This is a genomic window from Yersinia frederiksenii ATCC 33641 (genome assembly GCF_000754805.1).
GTDB lineage: Bacteria > Pseudomonadota > Gammaproteobacteria > Enterobacterales > Enterobacteriaceae > Yersinia > Yersinia frederiksenii.
On sequence record NZ_KN150731.1, the window covers coordinates 3,082,347 to 3,100,058 of the forward strand.

The following is a 17,712-nucleotide window of genomic DNA, read 5'->3' on the forward strand; positions in this document are numbered from 1 at the left end:
GAGGCTTTTAGGCAGTGATGAAACCAGAATCTATGTCGACTGATAAAACAGGGTCTACCAATAATGAGCCTGCTGTAGATAACGAATTAGACATCCGTAGCCTGTGCCGCACTCTTTGGCGCGGTAAGGTATGGATTATCGGAATGGCAATTTTTTTTGCTGCAATAGCGCTGGGTGTTTCCTATATGGTGAAACAACAGTGGAGTGCGATGGCCATTACAGACAGACCAACTGTCAATAACTTAGGTGGTTATTATTCTCAGCAGCAGTTTTTGCGCAATCTGGATTCTCGCGTTAATAGTGGCGCAGTTATTGAACAGCCTGGTATTTCCGACGAAGCTTACAGCGAGTTTATTACTCAACTAGCCGCCTACGATACCCGCCGTGATTTTTGGCTGCAAAGTGATTATTACAAGCAGCGCTTGGAAGGTGATGCTAAAGCAGATGCCGCATTATTGGATGAGCTGGTAAATAATATTGTTTTCACGCCACGTGATGACAAAAAAATACTGAATGACAGCATTAAATTAACGGCAGAAACCGCCAGTGACTCAAATAAATTACTGCGCAGTTACATTGAGTTTGCTAGCCAACGTGCAGCCAGCCATTTGAATGACGAAATTCAGGGCGCTTGGGCAGCACGGACTCAGTCAATGAAAGCGCAGGTTCAGCGGCAAGAAGCGGTGGCTCAAGCGGTGTACAATCGTGAGATTGCTGCCGTTCAGCAAGCCTTGAAAGTAGCGAGCCAGCAAGGGATAAATCGCAGTCAAACCGATACCCCGGCTGAACAGTTACCTGACTCTAAAATGTTTATGTTAGGTAAACCGATGCTTGAAGCCCGCCTGGAAACCTTGCAGGCTACCGGTCCAAGTTTTGATATTGATTACGATCAGAACCGTGCAATGCTGGCAACATTGAATATTGGTCCAACACTGGATAAAACATTCCAAGCTTATCGTTACTTACGTACGCCAGAAGATCCGGTCACTCGTGATAGCCCGCGTCGTGTATTCCTACTGATTATGTGGGGTGCAATTGGGGCATTGGTTGGGGCGGGCGTGGTGTTAGTTCGTCGTACCCGTACGCAAGCGTAAGTCCTTGCTGTCGAAGAATATAAATCGTTAATGGGCGTATTGTGCGCCCAACTTGCAGGCGTGGCCTGCAGCTAACTGACCTTAAAGAGATTCACTGTGAAAGTGTTGACTGTTTTTGGCACCCGGCCTGAAGCCATTAAAATGGCTCCTCTGGTGCATGCTTTGGCTCAGGATGAAGCCTTTGAATCAAGAGTCTGTGTCACTGCCCAACATCGCGAGATGTTGGACCAAGTGCTGCGTTTATTTGAGATTCAGCCGGATTATGATTTGAATATCATGAAGCCGGGCCAAGGATTAACGGAGATAACCTGCCGTATTCTGGAAGGGCTGAAGCCTGTTTTGGCAGAGTTTAAGCCAGACGTTATCTTGGTGCATGGTGATACCACGACAACCCTGTCGACCAGCCTCGCGGCATTTTATCACCGCATTCCTGTCGGGCATGTTGAAGCAGGTTTACGCACTGGGAATCTCTATTCTCCGTGGCCGGAAGAAGCCAACCGTCAACTGACTGGCCACCTTGCCATGTACCATTTTGCGCCGACAGAAAACTCCCGGCAGAACCTGTTACGTGAAATGGTGCCGGAGAACCGTATTTTTGTTACTGGCAATACTGTGATTGATGCGCTGTTCTGGGTTCGTGATCGGGTGATGAATAATCCAGAATTGCGGGCAAGTTTGGCCGAACGTTACCCATTCCTTGATAGCAATAAGAAGATGATTTTGGTTACGGGGCACCGTCGTGAGAGTTTTGGCGGTGGGTTTGAGCGGATCTGCAGTGCATTGGCTGAAATTGCTCGTAGGCACCCTGATGTTCAGGTGGTTTACCCAGTGCATCTCAATCCGAATGTCAGTGAACCGGTTAACCGCATCTTGAAAGGGATTGATAATATCATTCTGGTCGACCCACAAGATTATCTGCCATTTGTTTACCTGATGAACCACGCCTATCTTATCTTGACGGATTCCGGTGGTATTCAGGAAGAGGCCCCTTCATTAGGTAAGCCGGTACTGGTAATGCGCGATACCACAGAGCGCCCGGAAGCAGTCGATTCCGGTACAGTTTTGTTGGTTGGCACTAATATTAATAAAATTGTCGATGCAGTGACCCGCTTACTGACTGATGAGACTGCCTATCATCAAATGACACGGGCACATAATCCTTACGGTGACGGGCACGCCTGTCAACGCATCCTTGAAGCTTTAAAGAATCATCAGGTGACGCTATGAGTTTTGAAACTATTTCTGTTATCGGTCTTGGATATATTGGCCTGCCAACGGCTGCTGCTTTCGCGTCGCGCAAGAAGAAAGTGATTGGTGTTGATGTTAACGCCCATGCTGTTGAAACTATTAATCGCGGTGCTATCCATATCGTGGAGCCGGATTTAGATAAAGTGGTGAAGATTGCTGTTGAAGGGGGCTACCTACAAGCAGTAACCAAACCGTTGGCAGCAGATGCGTTTCTCATTGCCGTCCCAACACCATTTAAAGGCGATCATGAACCGGATATGGTTTTCGTCGAATCAGCCGCTAAATCTATTGCTCCCGTGCTGAAAAAAGGCGACTTGGTGATTCTGGAGTCGACTTCTCCGGTAGGTGCTACAGAGCAAATGGCGCAATGGCTGGCTGAAGCCCGCCCTGATTTGAGTTTCCCGCAACAAGCGGGTGAAGATGCCGATATCAATATCGCATACTGCCCTGAACGTGTATTGCCGGGGCAGGTGATGGTTGAACTGATTCAAAATGACCGTGTTATCGGCGGTATGACGCCAAAATGTTCTGCCCGTGCCAGTGAGCTGTACAAAATTTTCCTGGAAGGTGAGTGCGTGGTGACTAACTCCCGTACCGCTGAAATGTGTAAGTTGACTGAAAACAGCTTCCGCGACGTTAACATTGCCTTTGCCAACGAGTTGTCACTGATCTGTGATGAACAAGGCATCAATGTGTGGGAGCTGATTCGCCTGGCTAACCGCCATCCACGCGTGAATATCTTGCAGCCAGGACCGGGTGTTGGTGGCCATTGTATCGCTGTTGACCCATGGTTCATTGTTTCTCAAAATCCACAATTGGCTCGTCTAATTCATACTGCACGTTTGGTGAATGATGGCAAACCACTGTGGGTTGTTGACCGGGTTAAAGCCGCCGTGGCGGATTGTCTGGCGGCAACTGACAAACGTGCATCTGAAGTAAAAATTGCCTGCTTCGGTTTGGCATTTAAGCCCAATATTGACGACTTGCGTGAAAGCCCAGCGGTTGAGATTGCTCATTTGATCGCTGAATGGCATACCGGTGAAACATTGGTTGTTGAACCTAATGTTGAACAATTGCCGAAGTCTCTGGCGGGTCACGTTACCCTAAAAGACACTGCAATAGCTTTGCAGCAAGCCGATGTGCTGGTGATGCTGGTAGATCACAGCCAATTTAAGGCTATTAAACCTGAAGATGTGAAGCAATCGTGGATTGTGGACACCAAAGGAGTATGGCGTTGAGACGTATTCTAGTCACCGGTGGGGCCGGTTTTATCGGCTCCGCAGTGGTAAGACATATTATCAATAGCACTTTAGATAGTGTGGTAGTGGTTGATAAACTCACTTATGCTGGCAATTTGGAGTCACTGGCTGTTGTCGCGCAAAGTGAGCGCTATGCTTTTGAACGAGTTGATATCTGTGATCGCGCTGAGCTGGATCGGGTTTTTGCGCAATATCAGCCGGATGCCGTGATGCATCTGGCAGCAGAAAGCCATGTTGACCGCTCTATTGATGGTCCGGCTGCTTTTGTTGAAACTAACATCATGGGTACTTACCAGATGTTAGAGGCAGCGCGTCATTACTGGCAGCAACTGAGTGCCGAGGCAAAACTGGCGTTTCGTTTCCACCATATCTCAACCGATGAAGTGTATGGTGATCTGCACGGTACCGATGATCTCTTTACTGAAACTACGCCTTATGCGCCTAGTAGCCCTTATTCAGCCTCCAAGGCATCCAGTGACCATTTAGTGCGTGCCTGGCTGCGAACTTATGGTTTTCCGACCCTAGTGACCAATTGCTCGAATAACTATGGTCCGTATCATTTCCCAGAGAAATTGATACCACTAGTTATCTTGAATGCATTGGCGGGTAAACCACTGCCAGTTTATGGCAATGGCGCTCAGGTTCGTGATTGGTTATATGTTGAAGACCATGCCCGAGCTTTGTATCAGGTCGTTACCGAAGGCGTGGTGGGTGAAACTTACAATATTGGCGGTCACAATGAGCGCAAGAATATTGAAGTGGTTGAAACCATCTGCACTTTATTGGATGAACTGGTTCCGGAGAAACCCGCCGGGATTGCTCGTTACCGTGATCTGATTACCTATGTCAAAGACCGACCTGGGCACGATATGCGCTATGCCATTGATGCGGGCAAGATTGAGCGGGAATTGGGTTGGAAGCCACAAGAAACATTCGATAGCGGCATTCGCAAAACCATTGACTGGTATTTGAATAATGAATCTTGGTGGCGTCGTGTTCAGGATGGTTCTTACGCCGGTGAGCGCTTGGGTCTGAGTGACTGATTCAGCAGGTTCTTGCTTATTGCGGATTACCCTTTAGGTCGGCTGAAAAATCTATTAATCATTGGAATGACGTTATTGACTGGTGTTAATGATGTCTAGTCCGATGGTTTCAGGAGTGAGTATGAAAGGCATAATTCTGGCTGGTGGCTCAGGCACAAGGTTGCACCCCATCACCCGTGGCGTCTCTAAGCAACTGCTTCCCGTCTACGACAAACCGATGATTTACTACCCGCTGTCAGTGCTGATGCTGGCAGGGATCCGCGATATTTTGATTATCTCGACTCCAGAAGATTTGCCATCATTCCAGCGTTTGCTGGGCAATGGTGATGAGTTTGGTATAAAACTAAGTTATGCCGCGCAGCCTAGCCCTGATGGGCTGGCACAAGCATTTATCATCGGTGAAGAGTTTATTGGTAATGAACCTTGCTGTTTGGTACTTGGCGATAATATCTATTTTGGTCAAGGCTTTAGCCCGAAACTAAAAGCGGTAGCTGCACGTAAGCAAGGGGCTACCGTCTTCGGTTATCAGGTCATGGACCCAGAGCGCTTTGGTGTGGTGGAATTTGATGACAACTTCCGCGCGTTATCTATTGAAGAGAAACCAAGTCAGCCGAAGTCCAACTGGGCGGTGACCGGGCTTTATTTCTATGATAATCAAGTTGTTGATTTCGCCAAGCACGTTAAACCATCCTCTCGTGGTGAGCTGGAAATTACCAGTATCAACCAGATGTATTTAGAGCGCGGTGAGCTAACGGTTGAGTTGTTAGGGCGTGGTTTTGCCTGGCTGGATACTGGTACACATGACAGTCTGATTGAAGCCAGTACCTTTGTACAAACTGTTGAAAAACGTCAAGGTTTCAAAATTGCCTGTCTGGAAGAGATCGCTTGGCGTAATGGCTGGTTGGATGACGATGGCGTAAGACGTGCAGCAACTGCATTGGCTAAAACCGGTTACGGTAAATATCTATTGGACTTGCTCCATGCTCGTCCGCGCCAGTATTGAGCCACTGGCCTGGGAAAGTGAATTTTTCCAGCGGCCGAGTGCAAAACTTCATTTCTCCGACTCAGCCCCGCAAGTCAACCCGGCTGAGTTGGATGTTTTTACCCTTACCCAAGCCAAAGTTCCGACTCATCGCCTTGATCTTATTGATGCTCTCGGCCAGCTTGGCTTCAAGTTAGTTGAAGGGGAAGTCGATCTGTCGCTGTCAGTGGGTGTGAACGACACGGTTGGCACGGAAAATGCTTCATTTTCAGTAGATGCTAAGACTGATACCGGAACCTGCCAACATCGGGTCACAACTTATCCCTATCGGGTTGCAACCACGGAAGACATTCCGCTATTGCGTAGTGTGGCCGCCAATGCCTTTGCATTGAGTCGTTTTCGGGCCCCGTGGTATGACCCACAGGACAGTGGACGATTTTATGCATTGTGGGCTGAAAAGGCGGTGTTAGGTACTTTTGATCATCAGTGTTTATTGGTGATGGATTCGTCGGGGCAACCTGCGGGTTTTGTTACACTACGTGATTTGCATGATGGTAGCGCACGTATTGGCCTGTTGGCGGTATTCCCGGATGCGCAGGGTAAAGGCATAGGTTCATCATTAATGTCGGCGGCAAAGCAGTGGTGCCAGAGTCACGGATTACACCGGTTACTGGTAGCGACACAAATGAGCAATATTGCTGCTTTACGTCTTTATATTCGTAGTGGTGCCTCGATTGAGAGCACCGCATATTGGTTATGCAGGGGATGAGATGATTCCATTTAACGCTCCACCGGTAGTCGGCACTGAATTGGGTTATATGCAGGCCGCAATGAATAGCGGCAAGTTATGCGGTGATGGTGGGTTTACCCGTCGCTGTCAGCAGTGGATGGAAAAACATTTCGATTGCCCGAAAGTGTTACTGACCCCTTCTTGTACTGCCTCACTGGAAATGGCCGCGTTGCTGCTGGATATCAAGCCCGGCGATGAAGTGATCATGCCAAGTTTCACCTTTGTCTCTACTGCCAATGCTTTTGTATTGCGTGGAGCGAAAATGGTGTTTGTTGATATTCGTCCAGACACCATGAACATTGATGAAACCAAGATTGAAGCGGCTATTACCGACAAAACCAGAGTTATCGTGCCAGTCCACTATGCGGGTGTTGCCTGTGAAATGGATACCATCATGGCACTGGCAAAAAAACATAATTTGTTTGTAGTCGAAGATGCAGCTCAGGGCGTGATGTCAACTTACAAAGGCAAAGCGCTGGGGACTATCGGCCATATTGGTTGCTTCAGCTTCCATGAAACCAAAAACTACACCGCGGGTGGTGAAGGGGGTGCGACGCTAATCAATGACCCATCATTGATTGATCGCGCAGAAATTATCCGTGAGAAAGGGACTAATCGCAGCCAGTTCTTCCGCGGTCAGGTAGATAAGTACACTTGGCGTGATATCGGCTCCAGCTATTTGATGTCTGATTTACAGGCGGCTTACCTGTGGGGCCAGTTGGAAGCCGCGGAGCAAATCAACCAACGCCGTCTGGCACTGTGGCACACTTACTATGATGCTTTCAAACCGTTGGCGGATGCCGGTCGTATTGATTTGCCGGTTATTCCCGGTAATTTGGCACAGAACGCGCACATGTTTTATATCAAACTGCGTGACATCGAAGAGCGTTCAGCTTTCATCAGCTATTTAAAAGAAGCTGAGATTATGGCGGTATTCCATTACATTCCACTGCATGCTTGCCCGGCAGGTGAAGAGTTTGGTCGTATGGATGGTGAAGACCGCTTTACCACCAAGGAAAGTGAACGTCTGGTTCGCTTGCCAATCTTCTATAACCTGACTGATGTTAATCAGAGCACGGTCATTAATACTGTACTCAGTTTCTTCGCCTGATATGTCGCTGGCAAAAGCATCGATTTGGACTGCTGGCTCTACGCTGATTAAGATCGGCGTAGGGCTGTTAGTGGTTAAACTGCTGGCGGTGACCTTCGGCCCCAGTGGTGTTGGGCAGGCGGGAAACTTCCGCCAGCTCATTACGGTACTCGGCGTGCTCTCTGGCGCAGGTATCTTCAATGGTATTACTAAATATGTTGCTGAATATCATCAGCAACCAGAACGTCTGCGAGCAGTATTAGGGACTTCATCAGCGATTGTGCTGGGGTTCTCTACGTTGTTAGCATTGATTTTCCTGTTGGCGGCCAAGCCCGTCAGCATGGCGCTATTTGGTCACAGTGATTACCAGAATGTGGTGCGAGCCGTCGCACTTATTCAGATGGGTATCGCCTACGCCAACCTGTTTCTGGCAATCCTTAAGGGCTATCGCGATGCCATGGGGAATGCGCTGGCGGTGATCGGCGGTAGCCTGATTGGTGTGGTGGCGTATTATATTTGCTTTCAGATTGGGGGATATCCCGGCGCTTTGGTGGGGCTGGCATTGGTTCCTGCGCTGGTGGTTATCCCAGCGGGTATAATGCTCGTTCGTCGCAAGACTATTCCCTTAAGTTATCTTAAACTTAGCTGGGATAAAGCCTTAGCGAGCCATTTGGGTAAGTTTACCATTATGGCGTTGATTACTTCGGTGACCTTGCCGGTTGCTTATGTGATGATGCGTAACTTGCTGGCTGACCGCTATGGTTGGGATGCCGTCGGGATCTGGCAGGGGGTGAGCAGTATTTCAGATGCTTATCTACAATTTATCACAGCGTCATTTACCGTCTATTTGCTACCTACGTTGTCGAGACTCAAGGATAAAGCGGCAATTTCTCGTGAAATCCTGCGCTCATTGAAGTTTGTCTTGCCAGCTGTGGCGACCGCCAGTCTGATGGTCTGGCTGTTACGTGATTTTGCGATCTGGTTGCTGTTTTCTCACCAGTTCACGGCAATGCGTGACCTCTTTGCCTGGCAACTCGTGGGCGATGTGTTGAAAGTCGGGTCGTATGTATTTGGTTACTTGGTTATCGCCAAAGCCTCTTTACGCTTTTATATTCTGACGGAAGTCAGTCAGTTCTTACTGTTGACCGGGTTTGCCCATTGGTTAATCCCAATGAATGGCTCCTTGGGTGCGGCACAGGCCTACATGGCGACTTATATTGTCTATTTCGCACTCTGTAGCTGCGTATTCGTTATGTATCGTAGACATTCATCACCGTAAACACTCTTTACAGTAGAAAAAAATGACAACCCTGATTCATGTACTGGGATCTGATATCCCGCACCATAATCTGACTGTACTGCGCTTCTTTAATGACGTGCTGGCTACTCGCGTGCCAGCAGAGCAGGTACGGTATTTTATGGTAGCGGCCAAAGAGACAGCGGCTTTTTCATCATTCCCTCAGTTGGATATCGAGACGCACAGCAATAAGAAAACCTTGGCTGAGGCGGTTATTGCCCGAGCACAAGCTGACCGTAATACTCGATTCTTCTGGCATGGGCAATTTAATGCCACTTTGTGGCTAGCTTTACTGAGTGGGAAAATCAAACGGCACCAAGTTTACTGGCATGTTTGGGGGGCTGATTTATATGAAGATGCCAAAACCTGGAAGTTTCGCCTGTTTTACATACTGCGCCGCATAGCTCAAGGGCGAGTCGGCCATGTTTTTGCCACCCGTGGTGATTTAATTCATTTCCAACAACGTCATCCGCGAGTGCCGGCATCACTGCTCTATTTCCCCACGCGTATGGACCCGGCATTAACGGGCATCAATATTGAGAAGCCTCTTGCTGGGCCCATGACGATTCTGGTAGGCAACTCTGGCGATACCACTAACCGCCATATTGAAGCACTAAAGGCGATTCATCAGCAATTTGGTCCGGATACTCGAGTTATTCTGCCAATGGGATATCCGGCTAATAATCAGCTGTATATTGAGCAGGTTAGGCAAGCGGGTCTGGCGTTATTTGCGTCAGAGAATCTACGCATTCTGACTGAGCAGATCCCGTTTGATGATTATCTGAATATCTTGCGTGAATGTGATTTGGGCTATTTTATTTTCAATCGCCAGCAAGGCATCGGCACTCTGTGCCTATTAACTCAGTTTGGTGTGCCTTTTGTCTTAAGCCGCAAGAATCCGTTCTGGCAAGATTTGGCTGAGCAGCACATTCCGGTGCTTTTCTATGGTGATTCATTAGATGAACCTTTGATTCGTGAAGCACAGCGCCAATTAGCCGGGTTGGATAAGCACGCGATTGCATTCTTTAACCCTAATTATATTGAGGGCTGGCAACAAGCGCTGGCACTTGCCGCAGGAGAACACCCATGACGCTGGGCCAATTTGGCGGTCTTTTTTGTGTCTATCTGATGGCAGTGATTTTTATCCTGACGCTGACGTATCAGGAGTTTCGGCGTGTCCGCTTTAACTTCAATGTACTGTTTTCAATGCTTTACTTGCTGACGTTCTATTTTGGTTTCCCTTTCACCTGCATGTTGGTGTTCCAGTTCGGGGTCGAGGTCGTGCCAGTTGAGTACTTACTGTATGCCATGCTCTCTGCCACGGCGTTCTACGGTATTTACTATGTGAGTTATAAGACTCGCTTGCGTAAGCCGCGCAGTCAGCCACGGGCGCCAATATTCACGATGAACCGGGTAGAAACCAATCTGACCTGGATACTGTTGGCGCTGGTGGCCATTGGTACCGTCGGTATCTTCTTTATGCAGAATGGTTTCCTGCTATTTAAACTGGATTCTTACAGCAAAATCTTCTCCAGTGATGTCTCTGGTGTGGCTCTGAAGCGCTTTTTCTACTTCTTCATCCCAGCGATGTTAGTGGTCTATTTCCTGAAACAGGATATGCGAGCCTGGTTCTTCTTTTTGGTCTGCACCGTCGCGTTTGGCATCCTAACCTACGTTATCGTTGGTGGGACTCGCGCGAATATCATCATCGCGTTCTCATTATTCCTGTTTATTGGTATCGTTCGCGGTTGGATAACCCTGTGGATGCTCGCGGCGGCTGGGGTCTTTGGGATTGTCGGCATGTTCTGGTTGGCCCTGAAACGCTATGGTCTGGATGTTAATGGCGCAGAGGCGTTTTATACCTTCCTGTACCTGACGAGAGACACGTTCTCTCCATGGGAAAATCTGGGCTTGCTGCTACAAAATTACGACAAAATAGATTTCCAGGGGTTGGCACCGATTATCCGTGATTTCTATGTGTTTATTCCCAGCTCCTTGTGGCCTGCTCGCCCTGATTTGGTATTGAATACCGCCAATTACTTTACCTGGGATGTGCTGGATAACCACTCCGGGCTTGCTATCTCGCCAACCCTGATTGGCTCTTTGGTGGTGATGGGCGGCGTGTTGTTTATCCCATTGGGTGCCATCGTGGTGGGGCTCATCATTAAATGGTTCGATTGGTTGTACGAACAAGGCAAAGCAGAAACTAATCGCTACAAAGCGGCCATTCTGCAAAGCTTCTGTTTTGGGGCGGTATTTAACATCATCGTGTTGGCGCGAGAAGGATTAGATTCCTTTGTTTCGCGCGTGGTGTTTTTCTGCGTGATTTTTGGCGCCTGTCTGGTACTGGCAAAATTGTTGTATTGGTTGTTCGATACGGCGGGTTTGATAACGCAGCGGGTACAGCGCCGCGTTAGTCAATCTAAGGGTCTATCTGCGCCTCAAACGGGCAGCCAACTGTAAGGATCGTAATGGAACCGAATACTGCTACGCCAAAAGAGACCGGCATTCCTAAATATAATGTCCGGGGTTTCGATATCTGGGGTTTTCGTGACATGGCTCAGACGCTGGACCATCTGCTGAGCAGTGGCCCGGTGAAGACTGGCACCTTGGTGGCAATGAATGCAGAGAAACTGCTGAAAGCTGAAGATGATGCCGCGCTGCGCGAACTGATCTGTGAGGCAGAATATCTGTATGCCGATGGTATCAGTATGGTGCGCGCTATCCGCCGTAAATACCCGCAGGCTAAGCTTTCAAGGGTTGCCGGTGCTGACTTGTGGGAGGCACTGATGCAGCGCGCGGGCCAGCAAGGGACGCCAGTATTTTTAGTCGGTGGAAAACCTGAGGTTTTGGCAGAAACTGAAGCTAAACTTCGCGCGCAATGGAACGTCAATCTGGTAGGGAGTCAAGATGGCTATTTCACTCCTGAGCAGCGTGAGGTTCTGTTTGCCCGGATTGCGGCCAGTGGTGCGGCGATAGTCACTGTGGCTATGGGATCGCCTAAGCAGGAAATGTTTATGCGTGACTGCCGTAAAATATATCCGAATGCGCTGTATATGGGCGTAGGCGGCACTTATGACGTCTTTACCGGCCATGTTAAACGTGCACCTAAGATATGGCAGAATCTGGGGCTGGAGTGGCTTTATCGCCTACTGGCTCAGCCAAGCCGCATTCGTCGCCAGTTCAAACTGCTCAAGTTTGTTGGCTATTATTACAGCGGTCGCCTGTAATCATGTGCCCAAAGCAGGGTCATTCTGGCCCTGCTGTTATAAAACCTCCTCTAGCGATTCCCTCAATCAATACCAACTCGCCTTAATTCCATTATGGAATCAATTCTTATATTTTTATTCCATAAAGTTTTAGTTTCTTGTTTGCTAATCTACCTCAGATACGGAACGATACGCGCCGGCTACGGTTTTATGGACATTATTGCTTTTGTAATGAGCTGTTTCCTTATGCTTTAGCCTGCATTCGCTAATGTATTAATTATTAGGCTGGATACCTTAATTCAGCTTTTTTGAATCGCGGCATTCTATTAATAACAACAACCGGGAAATCCGGAGCGGACATACACACCAGTAAGTTGATAGAGGATATATGGCAGATAACGAAGGGAAAAAAGAATTACACCGCGGGCTGGAAGCCCGGCATATCGAACTAATAGCCTTAGGCGGCACCATTGGTGTCGGGCTGTTTATGGGTTCTGCCAGTACATTACAGTGGGCTGGACCTTCAGTATTACTGGCTTACATTATTGCTGGTTTGTTTGTGTTCTTCATAATGCGCTCGATGGGCGAAATGTTGTATCTGGAGCCAGTTGCAGGCTCTTTCGCCGTGTATGCACATAAATATCTTAGCCCCTATTTCGGCTATCTGACTGCTTGGGGCTATTGGTTTATGTGGATAGCGGTGGGGATATCTGAAATCACCGCTATTGGGGTATATGTCCAGTTCTGGTTCCCAGAGATACCGCAATGGTTACCCGCCATTGCAGGGGTAGCCGTCGTGGCGCTGGCTAACTTGGCCGCAGTGAGATTGTATGGCGAGCTGGAGTTCTGGTTTGCGATGATCAAGGTGACAACCATCATTGTGATGATTCTGGTGGGCCTGGGCGTAATCTTCTTCGGCTTTGGTAATCATGGTCAACCTATTGGCTTTGATAACCTGACGGCCCACGGTGGCTTCTTTGCAGGGGGCTGGAAAGGTTTCATGTTTGCACTGTGTATTGTGGTGGCTTCTTACCAAGGTGTTGAGTTGGTGGGGATTACCGCAGGTGAAGCTAGAATTCCTAAAGTTACATTGAAGCGTGCCATTAATAACATTCTATGGCGTATTCTGATTTTCTATGTCGGTGCCATTTTTGTCATTGTCACTATCTTCCCGTGGGACGGTATCGGTACCACGGGTAGCCCGTTTGTCCTGACCTTTGCCAAGATAGGGATAGTCTCAGCTGCAGGGATTATCAACTTTGTGGTGCTTACCGCCGCGCTATCGGGATGTAATAGCGGCATGTATAGCGGCGGGCGCATGCTGTATGCTTTGGCAAAAAACCGCCAACTCCCTGCTTGCCTGACAAAATTGTCGGCCAGCGGTGTGCCGGTTTATTGTATTGCCGTGACGATTATCTGCCTGATGATAGGCTCTAGCCTCAATTACATCATTCCCAATCCACAGCAGGTGTTTGTTTACGTGTACAGTGCCAGCGTATTACCGGGTATGGTGCCGTGGTTTGTGGTGTTAGTCAGCCAACTGCGTTTTCGTCAGGTACATAAAGAGGCCTTGAAACAACATCCATTTAAATCCATCATGTTCCCGTATGTAAACTACCTCACTATCGCTTTCCTGATTTGTGTATTGGTCGGGATGGGGATTAACCCAGACACTCGCTTATCTTTATTAGTCGGGACTATTTTCCTTGGATTGGTGACGGCATGCTATTTTGGGCTGGGAATGCATAAAAGACCCGGTCCGAAGCAAAATGCCCATAAAACCAGCAAACAAGGTGACGGAGAGGCTATCAGGAGCTGACTTTTGTGGCAGAGTGAGCAAAGCGTAAGCAAACGCACCATTTCTTCTAAAAAAGCACTAGACAGCCAAGCATTAAAACCGTAGTATCCCCACCCGCAACGGCGCTAAGCGCCCGTAGCTCAGCTGGATAGAGCGCTGCCCTCCGGAGGCAGAGGTCTCAGGTTCGAATCCTGTCGGGCGCACCATTAATTTTGTGTGCAAGAGCTGCGGTGGTAAGATTGCCGCGTACGACGGTTGTAAAGTAGTAAGAAGTTATGGTGGCTATAGCTCAGTTGGTAGAGCCCTGGATTGTGATTCCAGTTGTCGTGGGTTCGAGCCCCATTAGCCACCCCAAATTTTGTGGAACATGCGATGGTGGCGGAATTGGTAGACGCGCTAGCTTCAGGTGTTAGTGTCCTTACGGACGTGAGGGTTCAAGTCCCTCCCTTCGCACCACACAAAACATGTAAATTTTATTAATATTTACATGGACATAGGTCGAGAGACCATGTAGAGTAGACAGTAAGAAATCGGCGAGTAGCGCAGCTTGGTAGCGCAACTGGTTTGGGACCAGTGGGTCGGAGGTTCGAATCCTCTCTCGCCGACCAATTTCAGAAGAAACCCCGCAATGCGGGGTTTTTTTTCGTCTGCATTTCGTCCCCATCATCGCGATTTATGCGGTATATCCTCTCGTACTTCTGATCTTGTGAATAGCTATCTGCAATATCTTGCCAGCCCAAAACCCTGACACTCTAAAGCCATATTGGCACTGTTTGATCAAATTGGCTTGATGACATGGGCAGAACCACGATTTATTGGGCGAAAGCATGAGTGTTGGCTTTTTGCGACAAAAGACGAATGCTTTGTCTCTGAAAGGTGACATATAACTGACTGATAAATATTAATAAAATTAACACTCATGTATAACGTCGTTTTGTAGCGACAGATCACTCTGGATGTCGATCTCTTGGTGTTGCAGGCAAGGTGCATAAGCAGATGAGAAAGGGTAAAAATAAAATTATTATAAATTAGCCGATTAAGAATTTATTTAGGCCTGACGGAGTGAAATGGTTGCCCAAAGTGCGACTTGGCACGCAAAGTGCAATATCCATTACGTAGATGCTCATCCCACTTATTATGACAGCCTGGTTTTTATAGCCAATTGTGCTTCATAAACCCAGGGATGATGCAGAGCCGATTTTAGGGTGCCTATTGTCCATGTAAACGATGTTGAATATCTTCATCACATACCGGGCAAAACGTTGAGTGAGGCGCCGACATTGTTGTCTGTAGACCTGAAAATTTTAGACGCTTGCCCCTATCGGCAAGCGTTTTTTTTTGCATATCCTTTGTACTTGAAGCCGCAGGGTTGTTAGCGGCTCTCTATTACTCGGCCCATCCTTGGGCCTCACCTCTTAGAGGCCACTGCAAGCAGCGTTCAAATCTGCTCCCGGCAAATTTGTCACCCTAATCACCTACCGGCGTAGGCTCATCCTTCGGGGTTGCGACTTCAATGACTTCGGATATTTCATAGGTATTTTACTATTAGCAGAATCAAAGAGATTCGCCATTTTGCTTCAACGTCAACAGTAACCCTTCACGGCGAGCCTGCGCAGCATCCTCAGGGCGATGCAGCTTATCCAAGGCATCTGCCAGCCAGGCATAATCATACCCGTCTGGGCGCTGTGCAAGTGCTGCTTTGAAGGCTTCGCTGGCTTTCTCCCACTCACCGTGCTTTAGCATCAACTGACCCAAGGTACTATTGAGCAACGGTGTTGCACCATGTTGTTTGATTTGCTGGCGCAATGATTTCTCTAACGGATCTGGATTACCTGACTGGAGACGCGGGATCAGCAGCACCAAGCGCTCATCGTACTGACGTTTCAGACTGTCGAGAATGATCTGCTGGGCCACATCGTGATCATCACATTCAATCAAATGCTCTGCCAATGCGACTTGCAGCGGGATCTCATTACGTACTTTACGACTTTGATCTTTCCACCAACGTTTCAGGCCATCACTGCCTTCTTCCGCCATACACTGATTCATAATGCCAATGTAAGCTTGTTGCTCCAATGCGGCGATCTCATCTGGGGTATGTACCTGAACCTTGCCCATTGCCGGTAGAATTTCCAACAATGAGCTGTAAGCTCCAGAGCGCAAGTAAGCAAGCTCAGCCAACCGCAGCACTTCAGGGTGACGTGGTGCCTGATCCAATAGGCGATCAACACCATGACGTGCCGCGTGGACATGCCCTTGCGCCAGTTGAATTCGCACTCGGGTAATATCCACTGGCAATTGCTCGGTGTCGGCGACTTCTGCCGCGCGCTCAAGATATTGGTTAGTGCGGAATTCATCGCCACGTTGCTGAGCGGCTTCGGCCGCCAGTAAGTAGTTCACCATTGGCTGTTCAGCATGATCGGCATTTCGGGTTAGCAATTTCTCAACTTGTTTGAAATCACCTTCGGCCAGTTTGATCAATGCAGCTTTGGTTTGCTTACGGGCGCGAGTACGCTTGCGGCCCATAAACCAACCACGGGTGCGTGCACCGGTACGGAAAATACGGCGCAATATCCATTCAATGATCAGGAAGGCTACCAGTACCAATATCAGCATGATGACCAAGCCAGTCACACTGGTTTCAACGTTATAGTTGTCGGTTTGGATCAGCACATAACCTTGATGCCCGGCTAGCATGGGGCCAAGCACTATTCCGGCGGTCAAAATGAGGAATAACAGTAACACTCGCAGCATACTTATTCCCCTTGAGCGGCAACTGGCGCTTGTGCCAGTAAGTTACGAACCCGGGTTTGCATCAATTTTTCCAGCATTGGCTGGCTTTTCAATTGATCAGGCACGTCCATTGAGATTGATTGCTGACTCAGACCCTCCAGTTCATCCAGGAAAGCCTTGGTACTCGGGTCGTTTACATCAAAATAAGCGCGAACCCAGGTGGAGATTGTCTCCAGCGACTGTTTATAGACTTCATCTTGATGGCGGGGCACGGCTTGTGCTGCAACCAGTAGACGGGAGCGGATATTTTCACGTAAATAAACGTCCTGATTCGGAGCTAACAGTGGCTCTGCACTACTATCACGGCGACGAATAGTAATAAAGTCAGCTATAAAGCTGTGCCAGCTTTTGGTTAGATTCTGACGCCATTCTGCCAGCGAACTGGATAATTCGTCGCTGTTGGCATCCATGGGTGAATCATCAATGTTGTTATCAGCCAGGCGTAGGTTATCCACCTGATTGGACAACTGGTTTAGTTTGAGGATGATACCGTCAAAATCGACCTGACTGACCGCAGAAAGGGCACTGATATCTTCGGTCAATGCTCGGCGAACATCGATAAGGCTTGGGTCATTCATGTCAGCCAAACTGGCATCGGCACTTTTGAGTAAAGTGGCTGCGGTGGTGACATCTTGATCACTCCACAGTTTGCGCCCGGCCATTTTTACCAGAAAATCAGCTTGTGCCAGCAGCCAGGTTTTTGCATCGCTACCTGAAATCGTGGCAACTTTTTCCTGCAATTCATTAAGTTGGCGGATTAGCGAAGTCTGCTGGCGATCGGCGGCTTCCAGTGCTTTACCCTGCTGTTGTAGCAATGACTCAAGCTGTTGTTTTTCCTGTGATTGACTCTGTTTAAGTTCTGCCAACTGCTCTTGCAATGCGAGCGTTGCGGCATCTTGTAACTGAGCCTGCTGGTGTCCGTGGTAATAAAGCCCGGCACCCAGCGCGATGGCCAGTGCAATAGCAATGGCGCCCAGAATTGGGCCGGTTCGTTTCTCCCGGCGAACTTCTGGTTCTGGCTGTTGGTGCCTCTCAGCCGCGGTGGTTGTCTCTTCCACTGGTGCGGATGGGGTATTTTGTTCCGTCATATTGGGCATCCCATAGTCAGG

The 17,712-nt window shown here is 48.6% G+C and carries 14 protein-coding genes and 4 tRNA genes; 16 read left to right on the plus strand and 2 right to left on the minus strand.

Annotated features, from left to right (window positions below; all coding sequences use genetic code 11):
• Positions 1-17 precede the first annotated feature (17 nt).
• The 16 genes from wzzE (at position 18) to DJ58_RS08080 (ending at position 14,418) form a co-directional block, all read left to right on the plus strand.
• Positions 18-1,094, plus strand: a complete 1,077-nt coding sequence (wzzE, locus tag DJ58_RS08155; RefSeq protein WP_004710105.1) for an ECA polysaccharide chain length modulation protein — start codon at positions 18-20, stop codon at positions 1,092-1,094.
• 96 nt (positions 1,095-1,190) lie between these two features.
• Positions 1,191-2,321 (plus strand): non-hydrolyzing UDP-N-acetylglucosamine 2-epimerase, encoded by a 1,131-nt coding sequence (gene wecB / locus DJ58_RS08150; protein ID WP_004710106.1) that lies wholly within the window; start codon positions 1,191-1,193, stop codon positions 2,319-2,321.
• Complete coding sequence (gene wecC / locus DJ58_RS08145; protein WP_032911353.1) at positions 2,318-3,580, plus strand: UDP-N-acetyl-D-mannosamine dehydrogenase; 1,263 nt, start codon at positions 2,318-2,320, stop codon at positions 3,578-3,580. Before wecB ends, wecC begins: the two co-directional genes overlap by 4 nt.
• A complete protein-coding gene (gene rffG / locus DJ58_RS08140; protein WP_172460450.1) occupies positions 3,571-4,644 on the plus strand; it encodes a dTDP-glucose 4,6-dehydratase in 1,074 nt (357 codons plus the stop codon). Before wecC ends, rffG begins: the two co-directional genes overlap by 10 nt.
• A 121-nt stretch (positions 4,645-4,765) precedes the next feature.
• Positions 4,766-5,647: a glucose-1-phosphate thymidylyltransferase RfbA gene (gene rfbA / locus DJ58_RS08135; RefSeq protein ID WP_004710110.1), complete on the plus strand. Its 882-nt coding sequence runs from the start codon at positions 4,766-4,768 to the stop codon at positions 5,645-5,647.
• Entirely contained in the window at positions 5,625-6,395 is a 771-nt protein-coding gene (gene rffC, locus DJ58_RS08130) for a dTDP-4-amino-4,6-dideoxy-D-galactose acyltransferase (RefSeq protein WP_032911354.1), read from the plus strand. Before rfbA ends, rffC begins: the two co-directional genes overlap by 23 nt.
• Before the next feature lies 1 nt (position 6,396).
• On the plus strand, positions 6,397-7,527 hold the full coding sequence (gene rffA, locus DJ58_RS08125) for a dTDP-4-amino-4,6-dideoxygalactose transaminase (protein WP_004710112.1): 1,131 nt from the start codon (positions 6,397-6,399) through the stop codon (positions 7,525-7,527).
• A 1-nt stretch (position 7,528) separates the two neighbouring features.
• Positions 7,529-8,785, plus strand: coding sequence for a lipid III flippase WzxE (gene wzxE / locus DJ58_RS08120; protein WP_004710114.1), 1,257 nt, complete (start codon positions 7,529-7,531; stop codon positions 8,783-8,785).
• Between the two features lie 22 nt (positions 8,786-8,807).
• Positions 8,808-9,893 carry a TDP-N-acetylfucosamine:lipid II N-acetylfucosaminyltransferase gene (locus DJ58_RS08115; protein ID WP_004710116.1) on the plus strand — a complete coding sequence of 362 codons (1,086 nt, stop codon included), beginning with the start codon at positions 8,808-8,810 and terminating at the stop codon, positions 9,891-9,893.
• Positions 9,890-11,266 (plus strand): ECA oligosaccharide polymerase, encoded by a 1,377-nt coding sequence (gene wzyE, locus DJ58_RS08110; RefSeq protein ID WP_032911355.1) that lies wholly within the window; start codon positions 9,890-9,892, stop codon positions 11,264-11,266. Before DJ58_RS08115 ends, wzyE begins: the two co-directional genes overlap by 4 nt.
• An 8-nt stretch (positions 11,267-11,274) precedes the next feature.
• Positions 11,275-12,033, plus strand: a complete 759-nt coding sequence (gene wecG, locus DJ58_RS08105; RefSeq protein WP_004710121.1) for a lipopolysaccharide N-acetylmannosaminouronosyltransferase — start codon at positions 11,275-11,277, stop codon at positions 12,031-12,033.
• 367 nt (positions 12,034-12,400) lie between these two features.
• Positions 12,401-13,831, plus strand: coding sequence for a bifunctional threonine/serine APC transporter ThrP (gene thrP, locus DJ58_RS08100; RefSeq protein WP_004710122.1), 1,431 nt, complete (start codon positions 12,401-12,403; stop codon positions 13,829-13,831).
• Positions 13,832-13,939: 108 nt separating this feature from the next.
• Positions 13,940-14,016 (plus strand) — tRNA-Arg (locus DJ58_RS08095).
• A gap of 72 nt (positions 14,017-14,088) precedes the next feature.
• A tRNA-His gene (locus DJ58_RS08090) sits at positions 14,089-14,164 on the plus strand.
• 15 nt (positions 14,165-14,179) lie between these two features.
• Positions 14,180-14,266 (plus strand) — tRNA-Leu (locus DJ58_RS08085).
• A 75-nt stretch (positions 14,267-14,341) separates the two neighbouring features.
• Positions 14,342-14,418 (plus strand) — tRNA-Pro (locus DJ58_RS08080).
• Between the two features lie 946 nt (positions 14,419-15,364).
• Here DJ58_RS08080 and hemY read toward each other — a convergent pair.
• Positions 15,365-16,564 carry a protoheme IX biogenesis protein HemY gene (hemY, locus tag DJ58_RS08075; protein WP_004710124.1) on the minus strand — a complete coding sequence of 400 codons (1,200 nt, stop codon included), beginning with the start codon at positions 16,562-16,564 and terminating at the stop codon, positions 15,365-15,367.
• 2 nt (positions 16,565-16,566) lie between these two features.
• On the minus strand, positions 16,567-17,691 hold the full coding sequence (hemX, locus tag DJ58_RS08070; protein ID WP_032911356.1) for a uroporphyrinogen-III C-methyltransferase: 1,125 nt from the start codon (positions 17,689-17,691) through the stop codon (positions 16,567-16,569).
• Positions 17,692-17,712: the final 21 nt, after the last annotated feature.